Here is a 6232-nt window from a genome sequence, read left to right as displayed (position 1 = left end):
GTCGATAGGGAGCCGGTGAGCGCGGCCACATGGGCGTCGCGCAGGGCCTCGAAGGTCAGATCGGGATCCCGCGGAGTCATGCGGCGGTCCCGGCAGCGGCTCCGGCGGCTCCGGCGGCGGCTCCGGCGACGGTCCGCGCGGCCCGGCCCCATGCCCCGGCACCGGGCGCCATCAGCGCGGCGATCCGGTGGTGGAGGTACGGCGACAGGACGATGTCGAGATGATCGGTTTCCGGTACGGTCTCCACCGCGAGAAGCCGGCTGGTGAGCGCGGACCAGTCGATCACCGGCAGGCCGCGGGTCAGGGACTCCGCCGCCACGAAGCTGTGGACCGGCACCGCGGCGGGTTCCAGCCGGAGGCCGCGGAACTGAATGGCATGGTCGACCAGCGTCCAGAGCATCCGCTCCCGGCTTCCGACCTCGGGTCCGTCGGTCGGCAGGGGCTGCGGCTCGGCGGCCAGGAAGCGCAGGAACTGCAGGTCGGCCTCCGGGTCCATGCGGGCGCGCAGGGCCGCCCAATGCGCACGCATCGGCGAGCGCTCGAGCCAGGCGCCGACCAGCGATTCGTGGGCCGCCCGCTCCTCGGGCGCGATCGGCCGGCCGGCGCCGGGGGCGAAATTGGCCTCCAGGCCGCAGGCATCGAGCATGCCGACGCACGCCAGGGGGAAGCCGGGGCCGAGCCGGCGGGCGGTCTCGTAGGCCAGCACCCCGCCCCAGGACCAGCCCAGGAAGACGCACGTGCCGGCGCGGCCGCGCATCAGGCCGCGCACCCGCTCGGCATAGGCGTCGGCGAGGTCGGCCACCGCCGGCAGCGGCCGGACCGCCTCCACCAGGGAGGCGCACAGGAAGCCGTGCGCCTCCTGCCCGGGGCCGAGATGGGCCACCAGGGGCTCGTATTCCCGGGTGCTCACCAGGAGTCCCGGGAACAGCACCAGCACCGGCCGGTCGCTCTCCGGCTGCCCGGCGGACAGCCGGACCGTGGGGGCGAGGCCTTCGTCGGCCGCCTCCGATCCGGCATCGATCCGCGCCGCCAGCTCCGCGATGGTGGGATCGCGCAGGAGGTCCGCCACGCCGATCCCGCCCCGGGGCGCGATGAGGCGCAGGCGCGCCACCAGCCGCAGGGCCGACAGGGAATCGCCGCCGAGTTCGAAGAAGCGCCGGTCCGCCACCCGGACCGGAAAGCCCAGGATCTCGGACCAGATCCCGGCGAGCCGCCGCTCCGTGGCGGAGCCGGGGGGCCGCCCGCGCCGGTCGTCGGCGGCGGGGTCCGGCAGGGCGTGGCGGTCGAGCTTGCCGTTGGCGGTCACCGGAAGCCGGTCGAGGAGGGTCAGGCTCGCCGGCACCATGGGCTCCGGCAGGGTGCGGGCGAGGCCGGCGCGCAGGCGGCCGGGCTCCGGGCGGCGCCCGCGTGACGGCACGACGTAGCCCGCGAGATAGGCACCGGCCGGGCCCTCCCGGCGCAGGACCACGGCCTCCGCGACGCCCGGCAGCCCCCGCAGGGCCGCCTCGACCTCGCCGATCTCAATCCGGTGGCCGCGGATCTTAACCTGATCGTCCGCCCGTCCGGCGAAGGCGAGGCTGCCGTCGGGACGGCGCCGCACGCGGTCGCCGGTTCGGTACATCCGGCCGCCGCCCGCGGCGAAGGGGTCCGGCAGGAACCGCTCGGCGGTGAGCGCCGGACGCGCCCAATAGCCCCGGGCGAGGCCGCCGCCGATGTAGAGCTCGCCGGTTTCCCCCGCGCCCACGGGTTCGAGATCGGGCCCCAGCACGTAGGCCGCCCGCGCGCCCACCGGGCCGCCGATCGGCGCGTAGGGCTCGTCGAAGGTCGCGTCCGGCGGCACCGCCCAGATCAGCGGCGAGATCACGCATTCGGTCGGGCCGTAGCCGTTGATCAGCAGCCGGGGCTTCAGGGCGCGTCCGAGCCGCGCGAAGGTCTCCCGGGGCATCCCCTCCCCGCCGAAGGAGTAGACCTGGACCGAAGGGGCCTCGCCCAGGCGCTCGGCCCAGTCGGCGAGCTGGCCGATGAAGCTCGTGGGGAAGCCCGCATGGGTCACCCGGTGCCGGCGGATCTGCGCCAGGGTCTCGGCGGCGGTCCAGAGGTCGGGGCCGCGCAGCACGATGCAGCCGCCGGCCACGAGGGGCGTCATCCAGCGCTCGTGGGCGCCGTCGAACGCGAAGGACAGGACATGGAGCTCGCGCGACTCCGCGTCCATCGCGTAGGCCGCGGCCGTGGTCCGGCAGTGCATGGCGAGCGGGCCGTGTTCCACGAGCACGCCCTTCGGCATGCCGGTGGAGCCCGACGTGTAGATCAGGTAGGCGGCATCCCCCGGCTCCGGCATCACCGGGACGGCGGCGGCTCGGTCGGCTTCCAGGGCGGCGGGATCGAGCCGGGCGAGGCCCGCCGGAAGCTCCAGGCGCGCGGCGATCGCCGGCGTCGTGACGCAATGCGCGATGCCGGCATCCGCCAGCATCAGCTGCACCCGGGCGGCGGGGTATGCGGGATCGAGGGGCAGGAAGGCCGCGCCGGCCCGCAGAACCCCGAGCAGCGCCACGATCATCTCCGGCGACCGCTCCAGCGCCACCGCGACGCGGTCCCCGCGCCCGATCCCCCGGGCCGCGAGCCCGGCCGCGAGGGCGCAGGCCCGGGTGTCGAGCTCGCCCCGGGTGAGCGTCCGGTTCCCGAACACCACCGCCGGCCGCCCGGGCTCGGCCGCGGCGAGGCGGGCGAGCCGGGCCGGGACGCTCTCGCGGTCGGCGTCGGGGGCTGGCTCCGACAGGGGGGCGGCTTCGGGCGCGTGCGCCGGATCGGCGATCCAGTCCCGCGCCGCCGCGATCCCGCAGGGGCCGTATGCCCGGCTCCAGCCGGCGGGCAGCGCCCGGCCGGCCGGCCAGAAGGCGCCGTGCCCGGCCCGGTCGAAGGCCACCACCACCGGTGCCAGGGTCCAATCCCCGCCCGTGTCCGCGGTCGTGTCCCCGCCCGTGTCCGCGCCCGTGTCCGCGATCGCCGCCTCGTCCGCCATCGCCGCCTGGCCGGTCTGCCTGTCCATCCGCTCGCTCCTGCGCCGCTCCGGGCCTCGATGAACTGACGGTTGAGGCGGGGGGCCGTTCACGGCGGCGCCCCGGGGCCTCCGGGCCGCGCCCGCACGAAAGGTCTGAACGCCGGGCGGCCCCATCCGTCAGGGAGGTGCCGGCGACACGCGGAGGACGGATGACGGACGCTTCGAGGCCCAGCATGTCCAGGGACGGGATGCACGACGACACGGCGCACGCCGACGCGCGGGTGCCGCTGACCCTGGAGGGGACCCGGGAGATGCCGGTGATCCGCCTCGCCGGTTCGGTCGAGCCGGCGGCCGCCGTGGATGCGATCCTGGCGCGCGCCGAGGCGCTGACCGCCGAGGACACGCGGGTCCTGCGCATCGCCGTGACGGCCGATCCGGCGACGACCGGGCGGCTGCTCGACCTCGGCGCGGCCCGGCGCAGCGGCGACGGGGTCGAGATCCTGCCGGGGCTTCTCTGGCAATGCCCCGCCCGCTGGCTTCCCGCGGTCCGGCCGCCGTTCCCCGAGCTGTTCACCGCCACGGACGGGCGCCGCCACCCGCTGCGGCCCGGGACGCCCGCCGGCACGGTCTACGCGCGGGCGATCCCCTGGCTCGGCCGCACCGTGAGCTTCCGCACGATGACGGAGCCCGGCGACGTCGCCCTGTTCTCCGCCTGGATGAACGATCCCCGGGTCGCCGCGATCTGGCAGGAGACCGGCACCCTCGCGGCGCATGCCGCCTACATCGCCAAGCTCCAGTCCGACCCCGCGACCCTGCCGCTGTTCGGCTGCCTCGACGGGAAGCCGTTCGGCTATTTCGAGCTGTACTGGGCGCGGGAGAGCCGCCTCGGGCCGCTCTACGAAGCCGGGCCCTACGACCGCGGCTGGCACGTGGCGATCGGTGACGAAGCCGTCCGCGGGCGGCCCGTTCTCTCGGCGTGGCTGCCGTCGCTGATGCATTACCTGCTCCTCGACGAGCCGCGCACGCAGCGGATCGTCGGCGAGCCCCGGGCCGATCACGCCCAGCAGATCCGGAATCTTCACGCCTCCGGCTTCGCGACGATCGCCACCGTCGACTTCCCCCACAAGCGGGCGGCCCTGGTCGCCCTGTCGCGCGAGCATTTCGTCCGCGACCGGCTCTGGGTGCCGGGCGCGGCCGCCGCCGACGCCGCGCCGCGGCCCCCCGCCGTGCCGGCCTAGACCGCCCCCCGAGCGAACAGAGATGCGAGCGATGACGGATCACCCCGCGACCGACGACATCATCGGCATCGGCTTCGGCCCGGCCAACCTGTCCCTGGCCATCGCCCTGCGCGACGCGATGGGCGACGGGCCGCCGCGGACGTCCCTGCGGTTCATCGAGCGGCAGGATCGGTTCGGCTGGCACCGGGCGATGATGCTGCCCGGCGCCGACATGCAGATCAGCTTCGTGAAGGACCTCGTGTCCCTGCGCGATCCGACGAGCCCGTTCAGCTTCCTCAACTACCTGCACGTGAAGGGGCGGCTCAGCACCTTCCTCAACCTCAAGACGTTCAACCCGTCCCGGGTCGAGTACAACGACTACCTGGCCTGGGCGGCGGACCATTTCTCGGACGTGGTCGCGTATGGCGAGACCGTGGAGGCCGTGCGGCCGGAGATCCGCGACGGCCGGCTCGCCGCCTTCGTGGTCGAGGCCCGGGACGGCGCCGGGACGCGCCGCCTGCGCCGCTGCCGTCACCTCGTCGTGGCCGCGGGCGGCGACCCGGCGATCCCCGCCCCCTTCGCGGCCCACGCGCAGGACCGGCGGCTGATCCACTCCTCCTGGTACCTGCCGGGGATCGCGCAGGCCCTCGGGGCGCCGCGCTTGGACGGGCCGGAGCCCCGCATCCTGGTGGTGGGCGGCGGCCAGAGCGCCGTGGAGATCGTCACCGATCTCGGCGCACGCTACCCGCGGGCGCTCGTCGACCTCGCGATCCGCGGGCCCGCCCTGAAGCCCGCCGACGACAGTCCCTTCGTCAACGAGATCTTCGACCCTGCGGCCGTCGACCGGATCCACGGCGCCCCCGCGCCGGTCCGGGCCGAGCTGATCGCCGCCCACCGCGCCACCAACTACGCGGTGGTCGACGCCGACCTGATCCAGGACTTCTACGCCACGCTCTACGAGCAGACGGTGAGTGGCGTGACCCGCTACCGGCTGCGGCGGAGCACCCGGGTGGTGGCGCTGGAGGCGGCATCGGAGGGCTTGCGCGCGACCCTGCGCGACGACGTCGCCGGCACCGAGGAGCGGCAGAGCTACGCGGCGGTGATCTGCGCCACCGGCTACCAGCGCGCCGCGGTGCCGGCGATCCTCGATCCCGTGCGCCCGTTCATGGCCGGCGAGACCGCGGACCGGCACTACCGCCTGCCGCTGGAGCGCGCCGAGCCCCGGGTGAGCCTGCACCTCCAGGGCTTCAGCGAGCCGACGCACGGTCTGACCGAGACGTTGCTGTCGATCCTGCCCGTGCGGGCCGGCGCCATCGCGCAGACGATCCTCGAAGAGGAACGCGCCGCCCGGGCGGCCATCCGGTCGGCTGCGGCGGCCCCGTGAGGCGGCCGGTCGATCTCGACCAGGACCGGGTCGTCGCCCTCGTCCTGCGGTTGTCGGGGCCGGCGATCCTCGGCATCTCGGCCCACGCGCTGCAGATGCTGGTCAATGCGTGGTTCGTGGCCGATCTCGGCGCGGCCGCGATCGCCACCATCGCCATCGCGTATCCGGTCACGCTGCTGGTCGCGGCGCTCGGCTACGGGGCGGGGATCGCGGCGGCCTCGCAGGTCTCCCGCGCCCTCGGGGCGGGGGACGACGACCGCGCCGCGGCCTCTGCCGGCCTCGGCTTCTGGCTGAGCCTGCCGGCCGGGCTCGCCGTCACGGCCGCGATCGTCGCCGACACGCCGTTCTGGCTGCGCCTCCTCGGCGCCGATGCCGCCCTCGCCGCGGAGGCCGCACCCTACACGGCGCTCGCCACGGTCGGCACGGCGCTGATGCTGGTGATGATCGTCGGCGGCTTCATCGTGCGCGCCCAGGGCCATGCGCCCCTCAGCGGCGCCGTCATGGTCGGCAGCTTCGGCCTCAACATCCTGCTCGACGGGGTGCTGATCCGGGTCTGCGGTCTCGGCACGGCGGGAGCCGGCTGGGCGGCGATCGGCGCGCAGCTCGCGGGGGGCGCCCCTTTACGGCTGCATT

4 protein-coding genes are annotated in these 6232 nt (G+C 75.4%); 3 read left to right on the top strand and 1 reads right to left on the bottom strand.

Annotated elements, in window-relative coordinates; all coding sequences use genetic code 11:
• Positions 1-76 precede the first annotated feature (76 nt).
• A complete protein-coding gene (locus tag I53_RS20520) occupies positions 77-3046 on the bottom strand; it encodes an amino acid adenylation domain-containing protein (RefSeq protein WP_083936112.1) in 2970 nt (989 codons plus the stop codon).
• A 185-nt stretch (positions 3047-3231) separates the two neighbouring features.
• On the opposite strand from I53_RS20520, the gene I53_RS20515 reads away from it, so the two are divergent.
• The 3 genes from I53_RS20515 to I53_RS20505 all read left to right on the top strand — a co-directional run.
• Positions 3232-4236: a GNAT family N-acetyltransferase gene (locus I53_RS20515; RefSeq protein ID WP_251982389.1), complete on the top strand. Its 1005-nt coding sequence runs from the start codon at positions 3232-3234 to the stop codon at positions 4234-4236.
• A gap of 31 nt (positions 4237-4267) precedes the next feature.
• Positions 4268-5599 carry a lysine N(6)-hydroxylase/L-ornithine N(5)-oxygenase family protein gene (locus I53_RS20510; RefSeq protein ID WP_043354124.1) on the top strand — a complete coding sequence of 444 codons (1332 nt, stop codon included), beginning with the start codon at positions 4268-4270 and terminating at the stop codon, positions 5597-5599.
• On the top strand, positions 5596-6232 hold a 637-nt coding region (locus I53_RS20505; RefSeq protein WP_043354122.1), incomplete at its 3' end, for an MATE family efflux transporter. The genes I53_RS20510 and I53_RS20505, both read left to right, overlap by 4 nt.

This window comes from Methylobacterium sp. B1 (genome assembly GCF_000333255.1).
GTDB lineage: Bacteria > Pseudomonadota > Alphaproteobacteria > Rhizobiales > Beijerinckiaceae > Methylobacterium > Methylobacterium fujisawaense.
The sequence above is the reverse complement of the archived record's forward strand: the minus strand, read 5'-3'. Positions and strand labels throughout refer to the sequence as shown.